Source organism: Stenotrophomonas sp. RS-48, from assembly GCF_030053245.1.
Taxonomy (GTDB): domain Bacteria; phylum Pseudomonadota; class Gammaproteobacteria; order Xanthomonadales; family Xanthomonadaceae; genus Stenotrophomonas; species Stenotrophomonas maltophilia_P.
Map to the genome: position 1 here is coordinate 100359 of NZ_JASGBV010000020.1, position 23808 is coordinate 124166.

The window sequence follows — 23808 nt, forward strand, 5'->3', positions numbered from 1 at the left end:
CATCGCCAGTGGACCCCTCACCCGGAGTACCGCGCGATGTTGCATGCCAGTCTGAAGTCCCGTCGTTCCGTTGCCACGCTGGCCGTGGCCATCGGCCTTGCCCTCGCCTCCCAGGCCCACGCCGAGGCGTCAGCCGATGCCGCCGCCAAGCAGATGGACACCGTGGTGGTCACCGCCACCGGCGCCCAGCAATGGATCCGGGATGCCCCCGCCAGCATCAGCGTGATCACCCGCGAGGACATCGAGCGCAAGCCGGTCAGCAGCATCGGCCAGCTGTTGAGCACCGTGCCCGGCGTGACCGGCGGTTACGCGCTGTCCGGTGCGCAGTCGAAGATCCGGCTGCGCGGCCTGCCCGAGCAGTACACACTGATCCTGATCGATGGCCGCCGCCAGGGCAGCTCGGCCGGCGTGAACTATCGTGATGACCTGGGCCCGCAGGATCTGAACTGGCTGTCGCCGGACATGATCGAACGCATCGAAGTGGTGCGCGGCCCGATGTCCTCGCTGTACGGATCGGACGCGATGGGGGGTGTGATCAACATCATCACCCGCAAGATCGCCGACCACTGGGGCGGCTCGGCCACCTTCAACTACAGCAAGCCCGATTCGGACACCCGCGGCAACACCACGCAGATGGGAGCGCTGTTCAGTGGCCCGCTGACCGACAACCTGGGCGTGCGCATCGGCGCCAACGTCACTGACCGCGAATCTGACCGCGGCGCGCGGCAGACACCGGGCAACAAGGCAGAGAACGCCAACGTGCTGTTCAACTGGCGCATCAGCGACAGCCACGTCGTGGGCGTGGAGGCCTCGCGCGGAACGCAGCGCAACAGCGGGGCCGGCCAGGTCAACAGCTGGGGACTGTCCAAGCTGGTGCAGACCGGCTACGTGATCCGCCATGACGGCACCTACAGCGACGCCACCACGTCCAAGACCACGCTGGTGCAGAACGAATACGAAGACAAGGGCAGCGACGTCGGCAACCGTTCGAAGGAAACGGTGTTCGATACCGCCTTCAACACCGGCTTCCACTGGGGCGTCGAGCACAGCCTGAATGTGGGCGGGCAGTGGAAACGCGAGGAGTTGGAGAACAGCGACACCATCGGTACCGTTCCGGTCACCTGGACGGGCAGCGGCCGCATCAGCCCGACCAGCGAGGCCGACTCCTGGGCGCTGTTCGCCGAGGACCACCTCACCCTGCACGAGCGCTTCGTGCTGACCCTGGGCCTGCGCTGGGACAACACGGAAAACTACGATGACAACCTGAGCCCGCGCATCTACGGCGTCTGGCACCCGGCCGACGCATGGACCGTGCGCGGTGGCATTTCCAAGGGCTTCCGTGCCCCCAACCTGAAGCAGGGAACGGCCGGCGCTGCGACCCAGTCCGGCGGCAACGGCTGCCGTGCCCTGACCGCCGAAGGCTGGAGCAGCCGTTCGGTGAATGCCGACGGCACGCGCGGCTGCTACATGGCCGGCAACCCCAACCTGGAACCGGAGACCAGCACCAACTACGAGCTGGGCGTGGGCTTCGACCGCGAGGGCTGGTCGGCCTCGGCCACCTACTTCCTGACCAACTTCGACGACAAGATCGAACAGGTGCCGCTGAGCCAGATCCCCGGCCAGACCACCAGCTTCGTCAACGGCTACTGGTGGACGGTGGCACAGAACATCCAGAAGGCACGCACCCGCGGTGTGGAGGCCAGCGTGACCGTGCCGCTGCACGAACGCCTGAGCTGGACCACCCACGCCACGCGCATGCTGGAATCGAAGAACCGCACCACCGGCGCTACCCTGCTGGTAGTACCGGAGCTGACCGCCAACACCTCGCTGGAATGGCAGGTGACCGATGCCTGGTCGTTGAATGCCAGTGCGCAGCACATCGGCAAGCAACTGGTATCGGCCACCAGCGCGACCTTCGCCAAGGCGTACACCACCTGGGATCTGGTGACCGGCTTCGACGTGAACGAGAACCTGACCCTGCGTGCCGGCGTCCTGAACGTGGGCGACGTGTCCACCATCGACGAAGGCAACAACTACGACGGCGGCGCGCGCACCTTCTTCGTGGGCGCCACCGCACGGTTCTGATGCAGCACTGGCTCGGATCCCTTCGCGCAGCGAAGGGATCCTGCCGTGCATCCGCGGCCCTGCCTCAGCGGAACAGCGCGTTCAGCGCCGCACCCGATGCTGCCGCCTGCAGGCCATCAAAGCGGCCTTCCTGCTGGATGGGATCGATGGCCCGCATCAATCCCCCCCACGCCGCACGGGCCAACGCCCCGCCCAGGCTGACCCGGCGTACCCCCATCGCAGCGATGTCCTGCAGCGTCAGTGACGTCGGTCCGCCCACCAGCAGGTTCACCGGCTTGCCGCCGGCCGCGGCCACCACCGCCTGGATCTGTCCGGCCGTGGTGATGCCCGGTGCGTACAACACATCGGCACCTGCGGCCGCGTAGGCACGCAGGCGCTGCAGCGTGTCTTCCAGATCCGGTACGCCCACGAAGAAGTTTTCCGCCCGGCCCACCAGCAGCACATCGGCCGCGGCGCGATCGATGGCCGCACGCGCCGCACGCAGGCGTTGCACGGCCTCCTCCAGCGGGCGCAGCGGCGCGTCGGCCAGACCGCTGGCATCTTCAATCGACAGAGCGGCGATGCCCGTATCCAGTGCCGCCGTCACGGCCTCAGCCACGTCCTGTGGCGTGGCGCCGAAGCCATCGCCGAAGTCTGCGTTCACCGGCAGGTCGGTGGCGGCCACCATCAGCCGCAGGTGGTCAAGCGTCGCCTGCAGCGATACCGCACCATCGGGGCGACCTTCGCTCCATGCACACCCCGCGCTGGTGGTGGCCAATGCCAGGAAGCCCTGCCGCTGCAGGTAGCGCGCGCTGCCGATGTCCCACGGATTGGGCAATACGAAGCAGCCCTGCGCATGCAACTGCCGGAACGTGGCACGTCTGCGGGCAGTGGTGGCATCTGCGCTGTTCATGGCGGGTATCCGTGCGGTGAGCTGACCACCCTATCCGGGCCGCGCACAGGACTCAACGCACCTGCGGCGCAGCATCAGGTGATGCCACCGGATCATTGGACGCGGCCCCCGCATCCGTCCGACGGTGACGGTCCGCCGTCCACGGAAACAACCATGCCGCGCTCACCGCATTCTTCTGACGCCATTGCTGGCGACGACACCGATGCACACCAGGCCGCGCCGTTCTCACCCAGCCGGCGCCGCCTGATCGCATCGGCCGGCCTGGCCGCAGGTGGCCTGGCCGGCGCCACGCGTCCGGCCGCCGCAACACCGGCCCGAGAGGTGGCGAACACGACCGCACCGGGGCGTCCCGGATTCCAGGCGATCGTCCCGCCGCCGGCGCAGGGCCGCAGTCCCTGGGGACAGGACACCGCCAGCGAACCGACCCCACGACCGCGCAGCACACGCCCGGGCGAATCGCCATTGCCGACCCACCCACGCCCCTACACCGACATCAAGAGTTACCACGCCCACATCTATTTCGACGAGGACACCTCGGCCAAGGCCGCACTGATCCGGCGCTGGGTGGCGGAACGCTTCCCGGTGGAACTGGGCAACTGGAATCCGGAGCCACGCGGCCCCCATGTCACCCCGTCCTTCTACTTCGGCTTCACCAACGATCTCCTGCCGGTCGTGGTGCCATGGCTGCAGCTCAACAGCCTGGGCCTGACGATCCTCATCCACCCCAACACCGGCGATGGGCGCGCCGACCACCTGCATTACGCGCTGTGGGTGAACCGCGCGCAGCCGGTGAACGCCTACGACTGGCCCGCGCCCCGGCCGGGCGAACAGGAGCCGCTGGAACAGGTGTTCCCCAACGTCGTGCCGACGCGGCCGCTGGAAACCTGAGCAGACCCGCCCGGCCTGGCCGGGACAGGGGCGGTCGGCCGCCATCGTCGGCGTACGTGCGGGTATCAGCAGCCGTCGCCACGTTCAGCGCGCCTTGAGGCGCTGCCCGGCATACGGGCACAAGCGCTTCCAGCGATTTCAAACAATCGATTGAAACGCGGCAAACTTCGCCGAACTGGACAGCATCGGCCGCTTCCGCCAGACTGCCGCCCTTTCCAGTCGATCGGATCCCATGGCGAAGCTGCTGGTCCTGCACGGCCCCAACCTCAACCTGCTCGGTACCCGCGAGCCGGAGGTCTACGGTCACACCACCCTGGCCGATATCGACCAGGCGCTGGCCCGCCAGGCCGATGCCGCCGGGCACGTGCTGGAGAGTGTGCAGTCCAACGCCGAACACGCGCTGGTGGACCGCGTACAGGCCGCCCGCACCGACGGCACGGCGTTCATCCTGATCAACCCGGCCGCGTTCACCCACACCTCGGTCGCCCTGCGCGATGCGCTGGCGGCCGTGGCCGTGCCGTTCATCGAAATCCACCTGTCCAACCCGCACGCCCGCGAACCGTTCCGCCAGCACAGCTATTTCAGCGACAAGGCGGTCGGCGTGGTGTGCGGCTTCGGCGCCGACAGCTACCGCTACGCGATGGACGCGGCGCTGCTGCGGCTGTCCGCCACCTGATTGTCGACCCGGGCGCCCACGGCGCTCTCCTCACCTAGATAGAAACCCAAGAGGCCCTCATGGATCTGCGCAAAATCAAGAAGCTGATCGACCTGCTGGAAGAGTCGAACCTGGCCGAAATCGAAATCAAGGAAGGCGAAGAGTCCGTGCGCCTGTCGCGCGCGCCGGTCGCCGGCTATGCCGCCCCGGTCGCCGCTCCGGTGTATGCCGCCCCTGCCGCGCCGGCGCCGCAGGCAATGCCGATGCAGTCGCCGACCGAAGCCTCCACCGGCGGCACCGCCAAGCCGGGCCCGGCGCTGCCGGAAGGCCACGTGCTGCGTTCGCCGATGGTCGGCACCTTCTATGCCTCGTCCGCTCCGGACAAGCCGGCCTTCGTCACCGTGGGCCAGCAGGTCAAGGAAGGCGAAACCTTGGCCATCATCGAAGCGATGAAGATGTTCAACCCGATCGAAGCCGACGCGTCCGGCACCATCGTCGCCATCCTCGGCGAGAACGGCCAGCCGGTGGAGTTCGACCAGCCGCTGTTCGTGATCGGCTGAGGGGCACGCCATGCTCGACAAAGTCGTCATCGCCAACCGAGGGGAGATCGCGCTGCGCATCCTGCGCGCGTGCCACACCCTGGGCATCCGCACGGTGGCCGTGCACTCCACGGTCGACCGCAACCTCAAGCATGTGGCCATGGCCGACGAGTCGGTCTGCATCGGCCCGGCGCCGTCGCCGCAGAGCTACCTCAACATCCCCGCCCTGATCGCCGCGGCGGAAGTCACCGATGCCCAGGCCATCCATCCGGGCTACGGCTTCCTGTCGGAGAACGCCGATTTCGCCGAGCGCGTGGAGGAATCCGGCTTCATCTTCATCGGCCCCAAGGCCGACACCATCCGCATGATGGGTGACAAGGTCGAAGCCATCCGCGCCATGAAGGCCGCCGGTGTGCCGTGCGTGCCCGGCTCGGGCGGCCCGCTGGGCGAGGACATCGTCGCCAACACCAAGATCGCCCGTGAGATCGGCTACCCGGTCATCATCAAGGCAGCGGGCGGCGGCGGCGGTCGCGGCATGCGCGTGGTGCACGCCGAAGCCTCGTTGAAGACCTCGATCGAAACCACCAAGAGCGAAGCGAAGGCGGCGTTCGGCAATGGCGAGGTCTACATGGAGAAGTTCCTGGAGAACCCGCGCCACGTGGAGATCCAGGTGCTGGCCGACGGCCAGGGCAATGCCATCCACCTCGGCGAGCGCGACTGCTCGATGCAGCGCCGTCACCAGAAGGTGGTCGAGGAAGCACCGGCACCGGGCATCACCGCCGAGCAGCGCGAGCAGATCGGCAAGGTCTGCGTGGAGGCCTGCATCCGCATCGGCTACCGCGGCGCCGGCACGTTCGAGTTCCTGTACGAGGACGGCCGCTTCTACTTCATCGAAATGAACACCCGCATCCAGGTGGAACATCCGGTCACCGAAATGGTCACCGGCATCGACCTGGTGGCCGAGCAGCTGAAGATCGCCGCCGGCCAGAAGCTGTCGATCAAGCAGAGCGACGTGGTGCTCACCGGCCATGCCATCGAGTGCCGCATCAACGCCGAAGATGCTGAAACCTTCGTGCCGAGCCCGGGCACCATCACCGGCTTCCATCCGCCGGGCGGCCCCGGCGTGCGCGTGGACACCCACATCTACAGTGGTTACCGCGTGCCATCGAACTATGACTCGATGATCGGCAAGCTGATCGTGCACGGCCCGGACCGCGAAACCGCGATCGCCCGCATGCGGGTGGCGCTGAGCGAAATGGTGGTCGACGGTATCAAGACCAACATCGCCCTGCAGCAGCGGATCATGCGCGACAAGGGCTTCCAGGCCGGTGGCCAGAACATCCACTACCTGGAAAAGCGTCTGGCCGAGCGCAAGAACAAACCGATCGCGCTGACCTGATCGGCACAGGTGCTGGACACGAAAAGGGCGGGGATATCCCCGCCCTTTTCGTGCATTCTGCAGCGCCTTCCCCCGCGCCCGGCGTACCGGGAAAAGCAGCCGCGCGTGAGGGCCCGGCGCTGCAGGATCGGTGTCAGTGCCTGTCGGCCGCGGTTGCCGGAATCTGCGAGTTCGGCAGCGGGCGCACGCCATTGGGCGAGGTCGGATCGACAATCACCATGGTCTCGGTCGAGCCATCGGGCCAGACCACCTGGAAGGTGCTGCCCGCCGGCAGCGATGCGAACGGCACGCCGCTCTGCGCGCGATAGACCGCAGCGACCTGGCTGGCGCCGGCGCGGCGCAGGTCTTCCTGTGCCTTCACCGTGGTCAGCTCCACCTTCGACAGATGCCGGTAGCGATCCTCGTAGGTATCGATCATCAACAGGCCCACCGCGCCGGCCGAATAGGCCACGAACAGTGCCACCCAGAACCAGAACTTGGCCCCGTGAAGGAATCGACGGTAGTTCATGGCCTGCTCCCCCTTCCAATCAATCGCTTGATCCATTCGTTCATCTTCCCAGCACCTTGCCGCGAAACCGCAGCGTCATACACGAAATCCCGGAAATCCTGCGTCTCATCCTGCGAACAGATCCCTCCATTCGCACAAAAACTGTTGACCAGCACGCTGTCGGCCCCACACGGTAGACCGAGTTCGCAGGCCGCAAGCCGCCACGCCATTTCGCTGAGCTGCTCGCCGGCCACCAGCCCGTCCAGTGCACTGTCACCGGCGGCGCGCACGCCCATTCCCGGAGCGAGGGCCATGAATGCCTCCGGATCGCGCGACAGGCGCACGCGCTCGACCAGGCCACGGCGGTAGTCCGCGCTGTCGTGCAGCGGCTCACCTTCAGCGAACAGCGCAGCTTCGGCCGCCAGATTGCCCTGCGCGGCCGCCTTGCGACGCTCCGCCAGCACCAGTGCCGCGCCCAGTTTGTCGCCGGGCACGAACCCGCCGCAGCGCTGGGCCACGCGCTCGCGCGCATCGACCATGGCCGGTGCGGCACTCAGGCCCAGCCCCGCCAGCACGTTGTTGTCCAGGCGATACCCGCCCGGATCGACCGCGTACTGCGCGCAATAGTCATACACCCGGCTGAGCATCCAGCGCGCTTCGTGGTTGCCACCGTCGGCCTGCGCGCGCAACCGCTGCGCATAGGCGAACAGATCGGTGGCGCCCTCGATGTCGGCCCGGATGTCCAGCGGCAGGCCGGACGGCAGTGCGCCGCCCCGCTCGAAGGCCGCCAGACGCCGCGCCAGCGCCTCGGGCATGACCGGCACCGTCGTCCCATCCTCGTTGCCCGCCACCTGGGCCGTCGGCAGCCCGGAGGCCGCGACCGGAGACGATACCGAGCCCACGTGCCCGCTGGCCCGATACCCGGCCACGCCCAGCACGGCCACCGCCGGCAGCACGAGCAACCAGGTTTTCAGGGTCGGAGCGAGGGCCATCGGCAACGGAAAGCGTCGGGGGCGCACAGGAAAGCGCGCAGTTTAGCAAGGCCCGGCAGGCCTGTCTGAACGGGGGGCGTTCATCTCAGAGCATACGGAGACGCCCCGATGGTCTAGCATGGCCCCCTTTCCCGCGATTGCCCCCGATCCCATGCCGTTCCTGGAACTGACCCTGCGTTGCACCGAAGCCACCCAGCCCCGCTATGAGAATGCGCTGGAGGACGTCGGGGCGTTGGCCGTGACCCTGCTCGATGCCGAGGCCGACACCAGCAACGAGCAGGCGATCCTGGAACCGGGCGTGGGCGAGACGCCGCTGTGGGACAGCCTGGTGCTGACGGCGCTGTTCCCGGCTGACAGCAACGCGCTGTTGCTGCTGGCGGCGCTGGAAGCGTTCGACCCGGAACTGGACTGGAGCGGTGGCAGCTTCCGCGCCGTCGAGGACGAGGACTGGGAGCGTGCCTGGCTGGACCAGTTCCAGCCGATGGACTTCGGCAGCCGCACCTGGATCGTGCCGTGGAACCATGAGCTGCCGGAGGCGGCGCAGGCCGCCGACGCGGCCGTCGTCCGGCTGGACCCGGGCCTGGCCTTCGGCTCCGGTACTCATCCCACCACCGCGCTGTGCCTGCGCTGGCTGGACCAGCTGGCCGTGGACGGCCAGCTGCAGGGCCAGCGCGTGCTCGATTTCGGGTGCGGCTCGGGCATCCTCGCCCTCGCTGCGCTGAAGCTGGGCGCCGCCGAGGCGATCGGCGTGGACAATGATCCGCAGGCCCTGGTCGCGACCGCCGACAATGCCGAGCGCAATGGCGAGCAGGGCCGCATGCAGGTCTATCTGCCACAGGACGAGCCGGTGGCAACCTATCCCATCGTGGTCGCCAACATCCTCGCCTCGGCACTGGATGCCCTGGCCGAACTGCTGGCCGCGCGCGTGGCCAGCGGTGGCCGCATCGCACTGTCGGGCATCCTGCACGGACAGGAACACGAACTGCTGCAGCGTTACGGTGCCTGGTTCGACGACCTGCAGGCGACCCGCGATGGCGACTGGATGCGCATTACCGGCGTACGCCGCGCCTGATCGTGTTTGAATGAGCGCTCGACCCGAACCCGCACCGTGAGCATGTCCGAGCCGACCCCCGCACGACGTCCACTGGCCACCTTCCTGCGCCCCGCGCCGGAAGGCGGAACGGCACCTGCCGTCGAGGCGCACGTCGATACGCCTGCACAGGCCGGTCCGGCGCCCGAACCCACTGCGGCGGAGATCGAACATGCGCCGGCAGCGGCGGTGATCCCTGCGCAACCCGTTCCGCAGCACACCGATGATGTGCCCCCGCATGCCGCGGCGGTGGCATCACCATCGAACCATGACGCACCCGGTTTCCTCGCCCGTGCACCTTCACGCTCGCGCCCGGCGCCGCGCTGGCACTGGCTGCTGGTGACGGGGCTGGCGGCGCTGCTGATCCTGCAGAGCGTGCTCGCCGACCGCGCGCGGCTGGCCGCCGATGCCGGCCACCGCACATGGCTGGTGGCGCTGTGCAGCGTGCTGCGCTGCAGCCTGCCCGCCTGGCACGAACCCACCGCCTTCACCATGACCAGTCGCGACATCCGCCCGCTGCCTGATCAGGCCGGCGTACTGCAGGTCCAGGCCAGCATCCGCAATGACGCGCGATGGCCACAGGCCTGGCCCGACCTGCGGCTTTCGCTGTCCGATGCGGACGGACGGGTCATCGGCAGTGACGTTTTCAGCCCCACGCAGTACCTCGGCGAGAACCCGGGTACCGCCGTGCTGGAACCGGGTCAGAGCGCACACATCGCGTTCCGCGTGCAGGAGCCTGCGGCGTCCACTGTCGCATTCACCTTCGAGTTCCTGTGATCGGGACGAAGGCGACCAGCCATGGCAGGTCGGGCACGCTCGCGCTAGACTGACCGCCACCACCTCATCCGGCCGCGCGCTCCGCGTGCACGGGCCAACCAGATCGGGAACCCCCTTGAACGCTGTCCTTTCTCGTCCTGACAACAGTCGTGGCGCTCCCCGGCCACCGCTGCGCGAACACGTCGCCCAGTCCGTGCGCCGGTACCTGCGCGACCTTGATGGCTGCGATGCAGACGACGTCTACGAGATCGTGCTGCGCGAGATGGAGATTCCGCTGTTCGTGGAAGTGCTCAACCACTGCGAAGGCAACCAGAGCCGGGCCGCGGCGATGCTGGGCATCCACCGTGCCACGCTGCGCAAGAAGCTGAAGGAATACGGCATCAGCGCCTGAGCGCGGATGGCGACGTCGTGGAAGCGGGGTCACCCGCCGCCGCCCGCCTTCCAGTAATACCGCACCACGTGGAAGAACACCGGTGCGGCGAAGCACACCGAATCCAGCCGGTCGAGCATGCCGCCATGACCCTCGATCATGTGGCCCCAGTCCTTGATGCCACGGTCGCGCTTGATCGCCGACATCACCAGGCCACCCCAGAACCCCATCAGGTTGATCAACAGCGACAGGCCGAACGCCTGCAGCGGCGTGAACGGCGTGATCCACCACAGCGCAGCGCCCACCACGCTGGCACTCAGCACGCCACCGATGAAGCCCTCCACTGTCTTCGACGGCGACAGCCTGGGCGCGATCAGGCGCCTGCCCAGCAGCTTGCCCCAGATGTACTGCAGCACGTCCGAGGACTGCACCACGATCACCAGGAACGCCAGCAGCAGCACGTTGCGCGCGGGCTCATGCCCGGGCACACGCAGGTTCAGCAGCAGGGGCACGTGCGAAATGCAGAACACGCAGATCATCAGCCCCCACTGCACCTTGGCCGTGCGCTCCAGGTAATGCGTGGTGTCACCGCCGATCGTCGCCAGGATCGGCAGGAACAGGAACGCATAGACCGGAATCAGCAGCGTGTACATGCCATACCAGTCGATCCACACCAGGTAGTACTGCCAGGGCAGTACGATGTAGAACGCCGCCAGCAGCGCGTAGTAGTCACCTGACCGGGTGGGTGCCAGGGTGATGAACTCGCGCAGGGCAAACAGCGAGATGATCGCGAACAGCACGATCACCCCGGCCCGGCCGAACAGCAGCGCCAGGCCGACCACGATCGCCATCACCCACCAGGCGCGGATGCGCGAGACCAGATTGGCGATGACCGCGCTGGGCCGTCCACGCTGCCGCCAGCGCAGGGTCTCGGCCACCAGCGTCGCCAGCACCAGCACCGCGCCGACCCCGGCGAACAGCAGCCCGGTCTGCTGGCCCACGCTGCGCGCGGCGAGGTCACCCGATACGGCGATCAACCCGCTCATGCGCGTCCTCCGTCCGGCGCCAGATCCAGCAGCGCCTGGCGGCTGCGCTGGAGAAACGCCGTCTTGTCCTCATCGGCCTGCAGCCGCAGCGGAGTACCGAAGGTGGCCGTGCACAGCAACGGCAATGGCAGGAACCGTCCCTTGGGCATCACCCGCTTCAGGTTGTCGATCCACACCGGGACGAATTCCAGTTCCGGACGCTGCCGCGCAAGATGGTAGATGCCACTCTTGAACGGCAGCAGCGGCTCATCGCCGACGTTGCGCGTGCCTTCCGGGAACAGGATCAGTGAGCACTCCGCATCCACCGCGTCACGCAGCGCCTGCAGCGGATCCTGCTGGCGGCGCGCCGCTTCGCGCTCGACCAGCACGCCGTTGAACACCGTATCGATCAGGTAGCGCCGCAGGGCGTCGCGCTGCCAGTATTCGGCGGCCGCCACCGGACGCACCTGCCGCCGCAGTGCCGGCGGCATCGACGACCAGATCAGCACGAAATCCCCGTGGCTGGCGTGGTTGCCGTAGTAGACACGGCGCTCGCTGGAGGGCGCGCATCCGACCCATAGCGCCCGCGCGCCGGTGAGCACATGGATGGCGCCACTGCAGGCGCGGGCGATCAGTTCAGCAAACATCGATGTCTCCCCTCAGGTCTGCGGCCACAGCACGGCCAGCAGCAGCGTGGCGAACTGCAGCAGCGCTGCCCCGTACTGGCGCAGCAGCAGGCCCCGCATGCCCGCCCAGCGCACATCCCATCCGCGCGTAGGCGCCTGTGCGTCGCGGCGGCGCAGGCCGGCGACATGCAGGGCGGCGTCCACCCGTTCGGCCGCCGCCTCACCGTGCAGATTCTCCTGCAGCAGCAGCTGCAGGAGGCTGGCGTCCAGCTGTACGCGCACCGCGTAGTACGCCTGCACCATCCCCGCCGCCACGCTCAGCAGCAACAGGCCGGCCGCGAACATCGCCAGTCCCGGCTCGATGCCCAGCAGCAGCAACGCCACCAGCAGCAGTCCCAGCGACAGCGCAGCGGGCAGCCGGCCCTGGCGCAGCAGCAGGCGCATCATCGGCAGGTCGACAGCGAGGCTCATGCGGGGCTCTCCGAGGTGATGGCGGCCTGGATGGCGCGCAGGTGGTCGTCATGCAGAACGATGGAGGGCCGCGCGGCACGTATCCGTGCAACCGCCTCGGCTGCGTCCCGTGCCCGGCCGCTGCACAGCAGCCAGGTCGCTACGCTGGCCGCACTGCGCGAATAGCCCAGGGCACAGCACACCAGTACTGGCCCCTGCATGCGCAGGCGTTCGATGGCGGTAGCGGCCTCGCGCAGCTGCGCCGGCGAGGGCACCACCATGTCCAGCATCGGAACGCTGGCATACGCAGCACCTGGCGCCCGGCACGACAGCTCTGCGCAGGTATCGACCACGCCGTGCAGTGGCGACGCCAAGGCCGCCCGTGGAATCCGTCCCAACCACACGCCATCGGCCACCGCCGAGGGCTGCGGTGCCCGCCATGTCCATAGCCGCGAATTGATCCAGGCGGCGCCCAGGTAAGGCGCGAGCAGCCAGCGCGCGGCCATGGTCAGGCGCCCGTCGTCGCGCTTCTGGAACATGGCCGTGCCCAGTCCGGCGTACGCCAGCGCCACCAGCAGCAGCGAGATCGCCGGCCACAGCAGCCACAGCGCAGTGCCTCGCAGCGCCAGCGCCGGCACCAGCAGCACGGCGGCACCCAGGAGGTAGAGCAGCGCCAGCCGCCACCGCGCGGGATCCTCCGCGGACTGCCAGGCACGCAACGGCGGTGTTCCCTGGTCCGGCCACAGCCACACGCACAGCCAGCCCACCAGCAGGCCGGTGGGAATGTCGATGAAGTGATGCTGGAACGTGGTCAGCACCGAAATGCCGATCAGCAATGCCCACGCATGCAGCACCAGCCGCCAGGCGCCCTGCAGGTAGTGGGCGAACTTCACCCACAGCACGATCAGCAGCACGATGTGCAATGAAGGCGCCTGGTTGAAAGGCTTGTCGAACCCCAGCAGCACTTCGAACAACCAGCCATAGGCACCGCCCGTCTCCGGCCGCTCGAAGCTGAAGCGCAGCGGCCACAGCAGAAAGCAGGCCACTGCGATCACCTGTGCGCTGAGCAGCCGCAGCGCATGGCGGTCCAGCTCCAGGCGCTGCCGGCACAGGAAGAACGACACCGCGTAGAACAGGTCGATCGACCAGTACGGCACGATCGTCCAGGGCACGAACGGAATGCGCGTCTCCCAGTCGAACACGACAACCGGAACCACGTCGTGGCGGCCGGCCATCCAGTTGGCAAAGCCATAACTGGCGAAGAAGAACGGGCCCAGCACCGCCAGCCACAGCAGCGCGCGGCGCCACGGACGCGGTGCCTCGGCAACGATCGGCGTTGCGGTGATGGCCATCAGGCGACCCGACGCGCCAGCGATACGGTGAAGATGCCGAACGCATCAATGCGCTGGGTCACCTTCTCAAAGCCCGACAGCCGCACCAGCTCGTCCATCTCCTGCTGGGTGCGCCGTCGCATGACCCAGGCCGCGCCCCCGCGGTGGCTGGTGAGTGCACGGGCGATGAATTCCAGCTGCGGGTGCCAGGGCTGGCCGGTATAGGCCAGGTAGCCCCCCTCCGTCACCACCGCGGCAATACCCTGCAGCGAACGCAGCACGGCGTCGTTGTCGGGGAACAGCTCGTACAGCCCTGAGACCACAGCCAGCGTCGGCGCGGGTTCCGCCGTCGCCAACGACGCCGGATCGAACGCGTCGCCCTGCTCGAAGCGGGCGATGTCGGCGGCTCCCAGCCGTTCGATCAAGGCCTGGCCCTGGGTCACATTGAGCGGGCTGAAATCACGCAGCACGATGCGGTCGGCGCGCTGTTCGCCCTGGCCCAGAGCTTCCAGCACATACCGGCCATGGCCGGCGGCCACGTCCAGCACCTGCACCGGCAGATCCTGACCGCGCAGGCGCATGGCCGCATCACGCAGCAGTTCCTGCAGGTGCTGGCCACGCACGCGGATGCCACGCCAGCCGATCGCATCGAGGTAGTTGCGGTCGATCATCCGCCCCACCGGCCCCTTGCCGCGCGCTTCGTCGCGGTAGATGTAGTCCAGCGTGCTGCCGGAATCGAAACCGGTCTGCAGGCCCAGCGCGATGCCTTCGGACAGGGTGCCGCCCAGGCGCAGGCCCGCGCGCACCCCGCGCCAGCGCAGGTCGGCCAGGCTGTTGCGTTCCGGAGGCCAGGCCAGGATCTCCGATTCCTCGAACGTCGGCCCATGCCGATGCGCGTCGCGCCGCGACAGCGTGCGCAGCGGTTCGGCGAAACGCGCCTGGATGAAGTCGCGGATGCGCGCCAGTGCCGGTGCACGATCACGCTCGCCCAGCGTGTCGTGGAAGAAACCCGGCAGGTACACGCGCTCCTTGATCGGACTGGACAGGCGCTCATAGAAGCGGTCCTGCGGACCACGGTGCACCACGAAGTCGGAGCCGGACACCAGTAGTTGCACCGGCACGCTGATCGCCTGCGCGTCGGCCACGATGCGGTCGGCGGCTTCATACAGGCCCAGCAGCACGCGTACCGAGATCGGCCGGGTGATCAGTGGATCGGTGCGGTAACTCTCCACCCGTGCCGGATCATGCGTCAGCCACTGCGGCTTGACGTAGCTGTTGACGAAGAAATTGCCGCGCAGCTTCTGCATCAGGGCCAGGCCTGGACGTGCGAACGGCACATACAGCTTCACCTTGAATGCCGGTGACGCCAGCACCAGCGCGCGCAGGCGGGGGGCATAGTCGTGTACCCAGGTCGCAGCGATGACCGCGCCCACGCTCTGCGCGACCACGACGATGTCCTCGACCGCGATGCCGTGCTCGCTGCCGATGTGGGCGATGAAGCTGTCCAGGTCGCGCACCAGCGCAGGGAAGCCCGGTGCGTCGCCACGCTCGCCCGGCGAGCGGCCGTTGCCGCGCGCGTCCCAGGCGAAGAAGGCGATCTCCGGCAGGTCCAGCTCGTCGACCAGGTGGGCGACCCGCCCTGAATGCTCGTGGCCACGATGCAGCAGCACGATGGCCCGGACCGTGCGCCCCGGTGGTGTGCCTGCGGCCGCAACCGGCCAGTGCCGGTAGAACAGCGGTACTTGGTCGAAGCTGTGGAATTCCCGTTCCTGCACCTGACGCATGCCTTCTCCTGGTGGGCTGTTGACTTATCGCTGCGCTGTGGCCGCTTCCTTCAGTCCCCGCCGGACGCGGTTGACCGCCGTTACCCCGCACAGCAGCGCCATCGCTGCGGCCACGCCGCCGACCGTCAAGGCACCGGCCCAACCGAACGCCAGCAGCAGGCCCAGCAGGCCGATGACGAAGGCACGGTCGCTCTTGCCCATCGGGCCGTCATAGCGGCGGCTGGCACCGACCATCAGGCCCAGCACGCCGGCGTACTCGCTCAGTGCTGCGCCCCAGGCCAGCAACCACAGCGCTTCCGGGCGAACGCCCGGCACGCTGAGCAGACTCAGGTACAGCGCCGCATCGGCCACCACATCGCACAGCTCGTTCAGATAGGCGCCCAGCCGCGACTGCTGGCCGAACTCGCGGGCCAGCATGCCGTCCACGGCATTGAGGGCCATGCGCAGCAGCATCCACAGCGGCAGGGCCAGATACAGCAGCGGTTGCTGTGGCGCACAGCACCAGACCACGACGGCGACCAGCAGCGAGACCACGGCAGCGGCCACGGTCACGACATTGGCGGTGATCCCCGCGCGATGCAGGCCGCCTACGGCCGGACGCAGCAGGTCCTGGAAACGTCCTTTCAATGCATAGATCGACACGATCCGAACCCGCAGCTCCCTGGCAGTTCCGGCACAGCCTACCCGATTGGGAGCGCACCTCCGTCGAAATGTCCGCGGCGCGGCGCCGGCCAAGGCATACCGAAGGCGGCCGCAGGGCCGTTGGGGCCGGTCAATTTTGCCGCCGCCGCCCGCCGTCGGCCCCCACCGCCTACAATATCGGCCCCGCTCCGCTGCCGATTGCCCTGTCCCATGACTGCTGATCTGTTGCCCGTCCGTCGGGCCCTCCTCTCCGTTTCCGACAAGACCGGCCTGGTCGAGCTGGCCACCGCTCTGGCCGCCCGCGGCGTCGAGCTGCTGTCCACCGGCGGCACCGCCAAGGCGATCCGTGATGCGGGCCTGGCCGTGAAGGACGTCGCCGAGGTCACCGGTTTCCCGGAAATGATGGACGGGCGGGTCAAGACCCTGCACCCGATGGTGCACGGCGGCCTGCTGGGCCGCTCGGGCCTGGATGACGCCGTGATGGCCGAACACGGCATCGGCGCCATCGACCTGCTGGTACTGAACCTGTACCCGTTCGAATCGGTCACCGCCAAGGCCGACTGCACCCTGGCCGACGCGGTGGAGAACATCGACATCGGCGGCCCGGCCATGCTGCGCTCGGCGGCCAAGAACTTCGCCCGCGTGGCCGTGGCCACCGACCCGTCGCAGTACGCCGAGCTGCTGGGCGCCCTGGACACCCATGATGGCCAGCTGCCGGCGGCCACCCGCTTCGCCTTCTCGGTCGCCGCGTTCAACCGCGTCGCCCAGTACGATGCGGCGATCAGCAACTACCTGTCGGCGGTCACCGCCACCGACGCCGCCGTGCCGGTGCGTGCCGAGTACCCGGCGCAGATGAACTCCACCTTCGTCAAGGTGATGGACCTGCGCTACGGCGAGAACCCCCACCAGAGCGGCGCGTTCTACCGCGACCTGTACCCGGTGCCGGGCACCCTGGCCACCTTCCAGCAGCTGCAGGGCAAGGAACTGAGCTACAACAACCTGGCCGATGCCGATGCCGCCTGGGAATGCGTGCGCCAGTTCGATGCGCCGGCCTGTGTCATCGTCAAGCACGCCAACCCGTGCGGTGTGGCGGTGGGTGCCGGCAACGGCGATGCCTACGAGCTGGCCTACGCCACCGACCCGACCAGTGCCTTCGGCGGCATCATCGCCTTCAACAAGCCGCTGGACGCCGCCACCGCACAGGTCATCCTGGACCGTCAGTTCGTGGAAGTGCTGATCGCACCGGACTACGAGCCGGCGGCGCTGGAATACGCGCAGAAGAAGGCCAACGTGCGCGTGCTGCGCATTCCGCATGGCGACGGCCTGAACAACTTCGACAGTAAGCGTGTCGGCTCGGGCCTGCTGCTGCAGTCCTCGGACAACCGCGGCATGACCCGTGACGAACTGAAAGTGGTCAGCAGGCTGGCACCGACCGACAAGCAGTTCACCGACCTGCTGTTCGCCTGGAAGGTGGCCAAGTTCGTGAAGTCCAACGCGATCGTCTATGCCAAGGACAACCGCACCATCGGCGTGGGTGCCGGCCAGATGAGCCGCGTGTATTCGGCGCGCATCGCCGGCATCAAGGCGGCCGACGCGAACCTGGTGGTTGAAGGCTCGGTGATGGCTTCCGATGCGTTCTTCCCGTTCCGCGACGGCATCGATGCCGCCGCCGCCGCCGGCATCAAGGCAGTCATCCAGCCGGGCGGCTCGATGCGCGACGCCGAGGTGATCGCCGCCGCCGACGAGCATGGCCTGGCCATGGTGTTCACCGGCGTGCGCCACTTCCGCCACTGATCCGCATCACCAAGCCGGGCCCTGCCCGGCTTTTCTTTTCTGCTTACGAGAACCCTGTCCCATGAAGATCCTCGTCATCGGCTCCGGCGGCCGCGAACACGCCCTGGCATGGAAGCTGGCCCAGTCCTCCCGCGTCGATGAGGTACTCGTGGCACCCGGCAACGCCGGCACCGCCACCGAAGACAAGTGCCGCAACGTGGCGGTGAAGGTCACCGACATCGATGGCCTGCTGGCCCTGGCCCAGGCCGAAGGTGTTGAACTCACCGTGGTCGGCCCGGAAGTGCCGCTGGTGGCAGGCGTCGTCGATCGGTTCCGTGCCGCCGGCCTGCGCATCTTCGGGCCGACCGCCGCCGCTGCCCAGCTGGAAGGCAGCAAAGCCTACGCCAAGGACTTCCTGGCCCGGCACAACATCCCGACCGCGTTCTACGCCGTGCACACCGACGTGGACGCGGCACTGGCCTACATCCGCGAGAAGGGTGCGCCGATCGTGGTGAAGGCCGATGGCCTGGCCGCCGGCAAGGGGGTGATCGTTGCAATGACCCTGGCCGAGGCCGAGGATGCGGTGCGCGACATGCTTTCCGGCAACGCATTCGGCGACGCCGGCGCGCGCGTGGTGATCGAGGAGTTCCTCGACGGCGAGGAAGCCAGCTTCATTTCGATGGTCGATGGCGTGCATGCGCTGCCGATGGCCACCTCGCAGGACCACAAGCGTGTCGGCGACGGTGATACCGGGCCGAACACCGGCGGCATGGGCGCATACTCACCGGCCCCGGTGGTCACGCCGGAGGTGCACGCGCGTGTGATGCGCGAGGTGGTGAACCCGACCGTGCGGGGCATGATCGCCGACGGCATTCCGTTCACCGGCTTCCTTTACGCCGGCCTGATGATCGATACCAGCGGCGCACCGAAGGTGATCGAGTTCAACGTGCGCTTCGGTGACCCGGAAACCCAGCCGGTGATGCTGCGCCTGCAGTCGGATCTGGTCGAGCTGGTGGAAGCCGCCATTGATGGCCGCCTGGACCAGGTGCAGGCACAGTGGGATGCGCGCCCGTCGCTGGGTGTGGTGCTGGCCGCGAAGCCGTACCCGGAATCGCCGGTCACCGGCGATGTGATTTCCGGCCTGGATGAGGTACCGGCCAGCGCCAAGGTCTTCCATGCGGGTACTGCACTGGACGCGCAGGGCCAGGTGGTCAGTGCGGGCGGCCGCGTGCTGTGCGTGGCGGCGCTGGGTGACAGCGTGCGCGATGCGCAGGCCAACGCCTACGCCGGTGTGGCCAAGGTCAGCTGGGCCAACGAATTCCACCGCAACGACATCGGCTGGCGCGCGATCGCGCGTGAGCGCGCGTAAAAGGCAGCGGACTGCTGCCTGGCAGGCCCAACAAAAAACCCGGCAATGCCGGGTTTTCTGTTGGGTACCTGTGACGTCACATCACGCGGTGAACAGCGCCTTCATCTTCTTCAGGGCATTCGCCTCGACCTGGCGGATGCGTTCGGCCGACACGCCGTACTCGTCTGCCAGTTCCTGCAGCGTCACCTTGCTGTCCGCATCCAGCCAACGGCGGCGGATGATGTCACGCGAACGCGCATCCAGTTCGGCCATGCCTTCGCGCAGCAGCTGCAGCTGGTTGTCCTCGCTGTCGGCACGCTCGTACGCCATCGACGGATCTTCATCGTTGGCCACCAAGTATGCGGCCGGCGACGGCGGCGCATGATCGTCATCCTCGTCGCTGGGCGCATCGAAACCGATATCGCGACCGGACAGGCGCGACTCCATTTCCATGACCTCGCGCTCGGACACGTTCAGATCCTTGGCCACCGCGCTGACTTCCGCGGCGTTCATCCAGCCCAGGCGCGTCTTCGACTTGCGCAGGTTGAAGAACAGCTTGCGCTGCGCCTTGGTGGTGGCGACCTTGACGATGCGCCAGTTCTTCAGGATGAACTCGTGCATCTCGGCACGGATCCAGTGCACGGCGAAGGAGACCAGGCGCACGCCCATGTCCGGGTCGAAGCGCTTGACCGCCTTCATCAGGCCGATGTTGCCTTCCTGGATCAGGTCGCCCAGGGCGAGGCCATAGCCGTTGTAGCCGCGGGCCACGTGCACCACGAAGCGCAGGTGCGAATGCACCAGCTCACGGGCAGCGTCCAGATCGTTGCCGTCGCGGAAGCGACGGGCCAGGTCCTGTTCGTCATCGACCGACAGCACCGGGATCTGGTGCACGGCACCGATGTAGGCGTCCAGCGAACCGAGCGCACTGGGAATCGGGAGATTGTTTGCCACAAGGGCAGTAGAGGTGTTCTGGCTCATAGGCACCCATCTTAGCAGTCCGGGATTTGGACTGCTAAAGGAGGAAAAAGTTCCAGCATCCTATTGATGCAACACTGGTCCCAAACAGAGCCCTACCGTAGCGCGATTTGATGACAGTGGCGAGCGCGCTTTTCGGGATTCACAATCCCTTGGAATTCAACCAATTACCTGCTGAGAACCGGCCGATTCCGGTCAAGCGGAGCTGAACGGGCCGTTCCGGAGGCCCATTCAGGCCAGGAAACGTTGCCCGGTGTTCAGGCCCGGCCGCCTGCGGAGGTCAAAGCGCCGCGCGCGGCGGCAGCGACCAGTCGATCGGCGCCTGCCCGCGACGCTGCAGGTAATCGTTGGCCATCGAGAAATGCCGGCAGCCGAGGAAGCCACGATGGGCCGACAGCGGCGAGGGATGCGGGGCTTTCAGCACACGATGGCGCCGGGTATCGATGACCTTGCCCTTCTGCTGCGCGTAGGCCCCCCAGAGCATGAACACCAGGCCTTCGCGTTCGCGGTTGAGCACATCCACCACGTGGTCGGTGAAGCCTTCCCAGCCGCGGCCCTGGTGGGCGCCGGCCCTGCCCTCCTCCACCGTCAGCACGGCATTGAGCAGCAGCACGCCGCGCTGCGCCCACGGCACCAGGCAGCCGTGATCGGGACGGGGGATGCCGAGGTCGCCCTCGATCTCCTTGTAGATGTTCAGCAGCGATGGCGGCACCGGAACGCCGGCGGGCACCGAGAAGCTCAGTCCATGCGCCTGGCCGCGCCCGTGGTACGGGTCCTGGCCCAGGATCACCACTTTCACCTGTTCGAACGGCGTGGCGTCGAACGCCGCGAAGATCTGCGGCCCCGGCGGGAACACCGCCGCGCCGGCCGCCTTGCGCTGGCGCAGGAAGGTGGAGAGTTCGCGCATCTGCGGCTGCAACAGGTAATCGCCGACCTGCTGCTTCCAGCTCGGTTCCAGCTGGATCGTCGGGGTGTCCACTACGTCATCGGTCATCGCAACAGGGGTCCATCGTTCAAGCGGGCCAAGCGCAGCTGGAACAGCACCTTGGTCACCAGCAGGCGCTCCTCGATCGGCTTCAGCACCAGATCATTGGCACCGGCCTGCAGCAACCCGGTCTGGTTGTGTGGATTGCCGTCGCCGGTCATCACCAGCACCGGCAGTCGGCGTTTGCCGTAGCCGAAATCCACGCGCACGCGCTGCACCACGTCGCGTCCGCTCAATTCGCCCTTCAGGGTGACGTCGGTCAACACCAGGTCGATGCGGTGGCGGCTGCGGCCCAGCGATTCGGCCGTGAGCAGGGTGAAGGCCTCTTCGGCACTGACCACGTGCAGCACGTTGAGCTGCTGGCGTTCGAGCATGCGCTTGGTCGCCTCCGCCACCACCCGGCTGTCCTCGATGTAGAGGATGGTCGCCCCGGGAATGGTCTGCGGCTGCACATAGCCACGGATGAAGGTCGCCAGCGCCTCATGGCCCAGCGCCTTGTCGAAATAGTCGGTGACGTACTCGGTGAAGCGCCGCTGCTCCAGATGCTGCTGCGCATCGCCGGAGACCACGATCACCGGCACGTACGCCTGGCCGGCAGCTTCGCGGACCGTCCGCGCCAGCGCCAGGCCGTCGCCGTCACGCAGGGTCAGCGAGGTGGTGACCAGGTCCACCGGCCCCTGGGCCAGCGCGTGCTGGGCATCCTCGATGCTGTCGCAGCCGATCACCTCCACGCCCGGCAGATCACGCTGCAGCACGTCGGCGATCAGCTTGCGCACCAGTTTGGAACCGTCGACCACCATCACCCGCGTAGCGGGCCCTTCAAGGTGCTTCAGCGCTTGCGGTTGCATGCCGGTCTCAGGTGTCGGTCGGGCGGGTCTGGCGGAGGAAGTGGCCGGTGACCAGCCACGCGCCCAGCCACCCCAGCAGCAGCGTGCCCAGCAGGACCAGGCTGCCATGCAGCAGGTCCAGGCCGTGCAGCACGAACGGGCTGCCGTAGCTGCGTGACAGGTCAGCCAGCGGCGCGCGCAGGGCGGCGCCGGCAACACCGATCAGGGCCAGCGCCACCGCGCCGGCGCCCAGCCCGTACCAGGCGCCCAGATACAGGAAGGGCCGGCGGATGAAGCCATCGCTGGCGCCGAGCAGCTGCAGCACGCCGATCTCCTCGCGCCGTGCCTGGATGTCGAGGCGCACGGTATTGCCGACCACCAGCGCAGCGCCGACGCCGAGCAGCACCGAAAGCACCTGTACCAGCCGCGCGCCGAACGCCAGCCACGCATCCAGACGCTGCCGCCACAGCGCATCGTGCTGCACCAGATCGGCCTCGGGCAGGCTTTCCAGCGCACGCGCCAGACGCGCATCGTCCTTGCCCTGCCCCGGGGTGATGACCAGCAGCGAAGGCAGCGGATTGTCATTCAGCGCGTCGATCGCCTCGCCAAGGCCGGCATCGCGCAGCTCCTGCAGCCCTTGCTCGGGCGTGCGCACGGTCACCTCGCCGACGTCATCGCGGTCGCGCAGCTGGCCGGCCAAGCGCAACGCACCCGGGCCATCCACCGTGCCCTTGAGGAAGACATTGATGTCGCGCGACTGCTGCACGCTGCCGGCGAAATGCTTGAGGTTGTCCAGCGCGATCGACAGGCCCAGTGGCAGTGCCAGCGCCAGCGCCATGACCATCACCGTCAGCAGGGTCGCCCACGGCTTGCGGCAGGCGCGGCCCAGGCTGAACACCACGCTGTGCACGTGGTGCTGGAACCACACGCCGAGACGCGAGGGTGCGGCGGCTTCGCTGTTTTCGTTCTTCGCCATGCGTTACTCCGCCAGATCCTGCGGCGAGATGTCGTCCACCAGCCGGCCGTGGTCGAGAATCAGCACGCGCTTGCGCATGCGACGCAGCAGGGGAAGGTCGTGGCTGACCACCAGCACACTGGTGCCGCGCGCGGGCAGCTCGGCAAACAGGGCCATGATCTCCGCCGCCAGGGTCGGGTCCAGGTTGCCGGTCGGCTCGTCGGCAACCAGCAGCTTGGGTTCACCCACGATGGCGCGGGCGATGCCCACGCGCTGCTGTTCGCCGGCCGACAGCTGCGACGGCAGCGCCTTCTCGCGATGGCCCAGGCCCATCCGTTCCAGCACGGAACGCACGCGCTTGCCGATGTCGCCACGGCGCGTACCGCGCAGGATCAGCGGCAGTGCCACGTTCTCGGCGATGGTCCGGTCCATCAGCAGGCGATGGTCCTGGTACACCGCACCGACCGCGCGCCGATGGCGCGGCACGTCGCCGCCGCGCACCTTCAGCAGGTTGCGCTCGTCGAAGACCACCGCGCCGCGGCTGGGCCGCTCGTCGAGGTGGATCAACTTGAGCAGGGTGCTCTTGCCCGCCCCGGAATGGCCGGTGACGAACAGCATTTCGCCCGGCGCGACCTCGAAGCTGACGTCGATCAGTGCTTCGTGGCCACCGGCGTACTGTTTGCTGACATTGTCGAAGCGCAGGACACTCATGCCCCGATTATGCAGGACCGGCGCGAAGTATCGATAGCGCCGGGACGCGCCCGGGTGGAATCGTTGATCTGCCGCTGCGCGCGCCGGGCATGGCCCGGCGCTACCGCTGACCGGGCGCGCCGATCAGCCGCCCGACAGCATCCGGCGGATCTTGCGGCCGATGCGGGTCAGGAACGAGTCGGCGGCGTCGGGGCGGCGCGCC

At 67.9% G+C, this 23808-nt stretch carries 24 protein-coding genes; 10 read left to right on the plus strand and 14 right to left on the minus strand.

Going from position 1 to position 23808, the window contains the following annotated elements:
* Positions 1 to 36: 36 nt before the first annotated feature.
* Positions 37 to 2085 carry a TonB-dependent receptor gene (locus tag QMZ25_RS05035; RefSeq protein WP_081279698.1) on the plus strand — a complete coding sequence of 683 codons (2049 nt, stop codon included), beginning with the start codon at positions 37 to 39 and terminating at the stop codon, positions 2083 to 2085.
* 64 nt (positions 2086 to 2149) lie between these two features.
* Here QMZ25_RS05035 and QMZ25_RS05040 read toward each other — a convergent pair whose 3' ends face one another.
* Entirely contained in the window at positions 2150 to 2977 is an 828-nt protein-coding gene (locus QMZ25_RS05040; protein ID WP_283219216.1) for an isocitrate lyase/phosphoenolpyruvate mutase family protein, read from the minus strand.
* A 153-nt stretch (positions 2978 to 3130) separates the two neighbouring features.
* Between QMZ25_RS05040 and QMZ25_RS05045 the strand changes: the two genes are divergently transcribed.
* The 4 genes from QMZ25_RS05045 (at position 3131) to accC (ending at position 6458) form a co-directional block, all read left to right on the plus strand.
* On the plus strand, positions 3131 to 3865 hold the full coding sequence (locus QMZ25_RS05045; RefSeq protein WP_065174419.1) for a DOPA 4,5-dioxygenase family protein: 735 nt from the start codon (positions 3131 to 3133) through the stop codon (positions 3863 to 3865).
* Between the two features lie 232 nt (positions 3866 to 4097).
* The gene (gene aroQ, locus QMZ25_RS05050; protein ID WP_065174418.1) at positions 4098 to 4541 is read left to right on the plus strand and encodes a type II 3-dehydroquinate dehydratase; all 444 of its coding nucleotides are present in this window, start codon (positions 4098 to 4100) and stop codon (positions 4539 to 4541) included.
* 59 nt (positions 4542 to 4600) lie between these two features.
* Positions 4601 to 5080 (plus strand): acetyl-CoA carboxylase biotin carboxyl carrier protein, encoded by a 480-nt coding sequence (gene accB, locus QMZ25_RS05055; protein WP_053515682.1) that lies wholly within the window; start codon positions 4601 to 4603, stop codon positions 5078 to 5080.
* A gap of 10 nt (positions 5081 to 5090) precedes the next feature.
* Positions 5091 to 6458 carry an acetyl-CoA carboxylase biotin carboxylase subunit gene (gene accC / locus QMZ25_RS05060; protein WP_014648613.1) on the plus strand — a complete coding sequence of 456 codons (1368 nt, stop codon included), beginning with the start codon at positions 5091 to 5093 and terminating at the stop codon, positions 6456 to 6458.
* A 133-nt stretch (positions 6459 to 6591) separates the two neighbouring features.
* Here the strand turns inward: accC and QMZ25_RS05065 are convergent, their stop codons facing one another.
* Positions 6592 to 6966 (minus strand): hypothetical protein, encoded by a 375-nt coding sequence (locus QMZ25_RS05065; RefSeq protein WP_065174417.1) that lies wholly within the window; start codon positions 6964 to 6966, stop codon positions 6592 to 6594.
* On the minus strand, positions 6963 to 7937 hold the full coding sequence (locus QMZ25_RS05070) for a hypothetical protein (RefSeq protein WP_283219217.1): 975 nt from the start codon (positions 7935 to 7937) through the stop codon (positions 6963 to 6965). Before QMZ25_RS05070 ends, QMZ25_RS05065 begins: the two co-directional genes overlap by 4 nt.
* 151 nt (positions 7938 to 8088) lie before the next feature.
* Between QMZ25_RS05070 and prmA the strand changes: the two genes are divergently transcribed.
* The 3 genes from prmA to fis all read left to right on the plus strand — a co-directional run bounded on the left by prmA (position 8089) and on the right by fis (position 10195).
* On the plus strand, positions 8089 to 9009 hold the full coding sequence (prmA, locus tag QMZ25_RS05075) for a 50S ribosomal protein L11 methyltransferase (RefSeq protein ID WP_065174416.1): 921 nt from the start codon (positions 8089 to 8091) through the stop codon (positions 9007 to 9009).
* Positions 9010 to 9051: 42 nt separating this feature from the next.
* Positions 9052 to 9804: a DUF3426 domain-containing protein gene (locus QMZ25_RS05080; protein WP_279924053.1), complete on the plus strand. Its 753-nt coding sequence runs from the start codon at positions 9052 to 9054 to the stop codon at positions 9802 to 9804.
* Between the two features lie 115 nt (positions 9805 to 9919).
* Positions 9920 to 10195, plus strand: a complete 276-nt coding sequence (gene fis, locus QMZ25_RS05085) for a DNA-binding transcriptional regulator Fis (RefSeq protein ID WP_005419706.1) — start codon at positions 9920 to 9922, stop codon at positions 10193 to 10195.
* 29 nt (positions 10196 to 10224) lie between these two features.
* Here the strand turns inward: fis and QMZ25_RS05090 are convergent, their stop codons facing one another.
* From QMZ25_RS05090 to QMZ25_RS05115, 6 genes are read right to left on the minus strand one after another with little or no spacing between them, the layout of a single operon-like run.
* On the minus strand, positions 10225 to 11220 hold the full coding sequence (locus QMZ25_RS05090) for a phosphatidate cytidylyltransferase (RefSeq protein WP_053515673.1): 996 nt from the start codon (positions 11218 to 11220) through the stop codon (positions 10225 to 10227).
* Complete coding sequence (locus QMZ25_RS05095) at positions 11217 to 11846, minus strand: lysophospholipid acyltransferase family protein (RefSeq protein ID WP_283219218.1); 630 nt, start codon at positions 11844 to 11846, stop codon at positions 11217 to 11219. The genes QMZ25_RS05090 and QMZ25_RS05095 overlap by 4 nt, the downstream gene beginning before the upstream one ends.
* A 12-nt stretch (positions 11847 to 11858) precedes the next feature.
* On the minus strand, positions 11859 to 12296 hold the full coding sequence (locus QMZ25_RS05100; RefSeq protein WP_283219219.1) for a hypothetical protein: 438 nt from the start codon (positions 12294 to 12296) through the stop codon (positions 11859 to 11861).
* A complete protein-coding gene (locus QMZ25_RS05105; protein ID WP_197600811.1) occupies positions 12293 to 13630 on the minus strand; it encodes a phosphatase PAP2/dual specificity phosphatase family protein in 1338 nt (445 codons plus the stop codon). Before QMZ25_RS05105 ends, QMZ25_RS05100 begins: the two co-directional genes overlap by 4 nt.
* Positions 13627 to 15390, minus strand: coding sequence for a bifunctional alpha/beta hydrolase/class I SAM-dependent methyltransferase (locus QMZ25_RS05110; protein ID WP_283219220.1), 1764 nt, complete (start codon positions 15388 to 15390; stop codon positions 13627 to 13629). Before QMZ25_RS05110 ends, QMZ25_RS05105 begins: the two co-directional genes overlap by 4 nt.
* 24 nt (positions 15391 to 15414) lie before the next feature.
* Complete coding sequence (locus tag QMZ25_RS05115; protein ID WP_065181553.1) at positions 15415 to 16032, minus strand: CDP-alcohol phosphatidyltransferase family protein; 618 nt, start codon at positions 16030 to 16032, stop codon at positions 15415 to 15417.
* Positions 16033 to 16242: 210 nt separating this feature from the next.
* Here QMZ25_RS05115 and purH point away from each other — a divergent pair, with 210 nt between their 5' ends.
* Together purH and purD are read left to right on the plus strand one after the other, a co-directional pair.
* A complete protein-coding gene (purH, locus tag QMZ25_RS05120) occupies positions 16243 to 17826 on the plus strand; it encodes a bifunctional phosphoribosylaminoimidazolecarboxamide formyltransferase/IMP cyclohydrolase (RefSeq protein ID WP_065174411.1) in 1584 nt (527 codons plus the stop codon).
* 61 nt (positions 17827 to 17887) lie between these two features.
* Entirely contained in the window at positions 17888 to 19174 is a 1287-nt protein-coding gene (gene purD, locus QMZ25_RS05125; RefSeq protein ID WP_283219221.1) for a phosphoribosylamine--glycine ligase, read from the plus strand.
* Positions 19175 to 19255: 81 nt separating this feature from the next.
* On the opposite strand, the gene rpoH is transcribed toward purD, so the two are convergent.
* The 5 genes from rpoH to ftsE form a co-directional block, all read right to left on the minus strand.
* Entirely contained in the window at positions 19256 to 20131 is an 876-nt protein-coding gene (gene rpoH / locus QMZ25_RS05130; RefSeq protein WP_053515659.1) for an RNA polymerase sigma factor RpoH, read from the minus strand.
* 277 nt (positions 20132 to 20408) lie between these two features.
* On the minus strand, positions 20409 to 21122 hold the full coding sequence (gene ung / locus QMZ25_RS05135) for a uracil-DNA glycosylase (RefSeq protein WP_053515657.1): 714 nt from the start codon (positions 21120 to 21122) through the stop codon (positions 20409 to 20411).
* Positions 21119 to 21961, minus strand: coding sequence for a response regulator (locus QMZ25_RS05140; RefSeq protein ID WP_065181550.1), 843 nt, complete (start codon positions 21959 to 21961; stop codon positions 21119 to 21121). Before QMZ25_RS05140 ends, ung begins: the two co-directional genes overlap by 4 nt.
* A 7-nt stretch (positions 21962 to 21968) precedes the next feature.
* Positions 21969 to 22916, minus strand: a complete 948-nt coding sequence (gene ftsX, locus QMZ25_RS05145; protein ID WP_053515654.1) for a permease-like cell division protein FtsX — start codon at positions 22914 to 22916, stop codon at positions 21969 to 21971.
* 3 nt (positions 22917 to 22919) lie between these two features.
* The gene (gene ftsE, locus QMZ25_RS05150) at positions 22920 to 23606 is read right to left on the minus strand and encodes a cell division ATP-binding protein FtsE (protein ID WP_053515652.1); all 687 of its coding nucleotides are present in this window, start codon (positions 23604 to 23606) and stop codon (positions 22920 to 22922) included.
* Positions 23607 to 23808: the final 202 nt, after the last annotated feature.

Excerpts from the sequence above, each read along its gene's own strand:
- QMZ25_RS05035 (WP_081279698.1), top strand. The coding sequence starts at position 37 with ATGTTGCATGCCAGTCTGAAGTCCCGTCGTTCCGTTGCCACGCTGGCC.
- QMZ25_RS05040 (WP_283219216.1), bottom strand. The coding sequence starts at position 2,977 with ATGAACAGCGCAGATGCCACCACTGCCCGCAGACGTGCCACGTTCCGG.
- QMZ25_RS05045 (WP_065174419.1), top strand. The coding sequence starts at position 3,131 with ATGCCGCGCTCACCGCATTCTTCTGACGCCATTGCTGGCGACGACACC.
- aroQ (WP_065174418.1), top strand. The coding sequence starts at position 4,098 with ATGGCGAAGCTGCTGGTCCTGCACGGCCCCAACCTCAACCTGCTCGGT.
- accB (WP_053515682.1), top strand. The coding sequence starts at position 4,601 with ATGGATCTGCGCAAAATCAAGAAGCTGATCGACCTGCTGGAAGAGTCG.
- accC (WP_014648613.1), top strand. The coding sequence starts at position 5,091 with ATGCTCGACAAAGTCGTCATCGCCAACCGAGGGGAGATCGCGCTGCGC.
- QMZ25_RS05065 (WP_065174417.1), bottom strand. The coding sequence starts at position 6,966 with ATGAACTACCGTCGATTCCTTCACGGGGCCAAGTTCTGGTTCTGGGTG.
- QMZ25_RS05070 (WP_283219217.1), bottom strand. The coding sequence starts at position 7,937 with ATGGCCCTCGCTCCGACCCTGAAAACCTGGTTGCTCGTGCTGCCGGCG.
- prmA (WP_065174416.1), top strand. The coding sequence starts at position 8,089 with ATGCCGTTCCTGGAACTGACCCTGCGTTGCACCGAAGCCACCCAGCCC.
- QMZ25_RS05080 (WP_279924053.1), top strand. The coding sequence starts at position 9,052 with ATGTCCGAGCCGACCCCCGCACGACGTCCACTGGCCACCTTCCTGCGC.
- QMZ25_RS05090 (WP_053515673.1), bottom strand. The coding sequence starts at position 11,220 with ATGAGCGGGTTGATCGCCGTATCGGGTGACCTCGCCGCGCGCAGCGTG.
- QMZ25_RS05095 (WP_283219218.1), bottom strand. The coding sequence starts at position 11,846 with ATGTTTGCTGAACTGATCGCCCGCGCCTGCAGTGGCGCCATCCATGTG.
- QMZ25_RS05100 (WP_283219219.1), bottom strand. The coding sequence starts at position 12,296 with ATGAGCCTCGCTGTCGACCTGCCGATGATGCGCCTGCTGCTGCGCCAG.
- QMZ25_RS05110 (WP_283219220.1), bottom strand. The coding sequence starts at position 15,390 with ATGCGTCAGGTGCAGGAACGGGAATTCCACAGCTTCGACCAAGTACCG.
- purH (WP_065174411.1), top strand. The coding sequence starts at position 16,243 with ATGACTGCTGATCTGTTGCCCGTCCGTCGGGCCCTCCTCTCCGTTTCC.
- purD (WP_283219221.1), top strand. The coding sequence starts at position 17,888 with ATGAAGATCCTCGTCATCGGCTCCGGCGGCCGCGAACACGCCCTGGCA.
- rpoH (WP_053515659.1), bottom strand. The coding sequence starts at position 20,131 with ATGAGCCAGAACACCTCTACTGCCCTTGTGGCAAACAATCTCCCGATT.
- ung (WP_053515657.1), bottom strand. The coding sequence starts at position 21,122 with ATGACCGATGACGTAGTGGACACCCCGACGATCCAGCTGGAACCGAGC.
- QMZ25_RS05140 (WP_065181550.1), bottom strand. The coding sequence starts at position 21,961 with ATGCAACCGCAAGCGCTGAAGCACCTTGAAGGGCCCGCTACGCGGGTG.
- ftsX (WP_053515654.1), bottom strand. The coding sequence starts at position 22,916 with ATGGCGAAGAACGAAAACAGCGAAGCCGCCGCACCCTCGCGTCTCGGC.
- ftsE (WP_053515652.1), bottom strand. The coding sequence starts at position 23,606 with ATGAGTGTCCTGCGCTTCGACAATGTCAGCAAACAGTACGCCGGTGGC.